We start from the raw sequence: 267 nt of genomic DNA on the forward strand, positions 1-267 counted from the left end.
ATGAGCGATTAACGGACCCATCCAATAAGAATTGGTCACATCAACGCCAGAGAGTTTAGATAAATTAATCGTACGGGTATCCCAATGCTCGGTAGCGTCTTCTTCAGTCCGCCAATCAAAGTTACGAACATTGGTTAAAGTAATCAAGTCAGGGTTAGTCGCATCGCGCTCATAGGAGACTCGTTGGTCGACCTCAGCCATCCATTCTCGATCTTGTTTCGGTTCGATAGAAAAAAACCAACCTAGACCTACCAGCCAAACAGCGCT

The 267-nt window shown here is 45.7% G+C and carries 1 pseudogene; it reads right to left on the bottom strand.

Going from position 1 to position 267, the window contains the following annotated elements:
- Positions 1-267, bottom strand: a pseudogene (locus SB725_RS31620) (hypothetical protein); the annotation flags it as partial.

The organism is Pseudomonas sp. SIMBA_041 (assembly GCF_046535095.1).
In the GTDB taxonomy this organism is placed as follows: domain Bacteria; phylum Pseudomonadota; class Gammaproteobacteria; order Pseudomonadales; family Pseudomonadaceae; genus Aquipseudomonas; species Aquipseudomonas mucoides.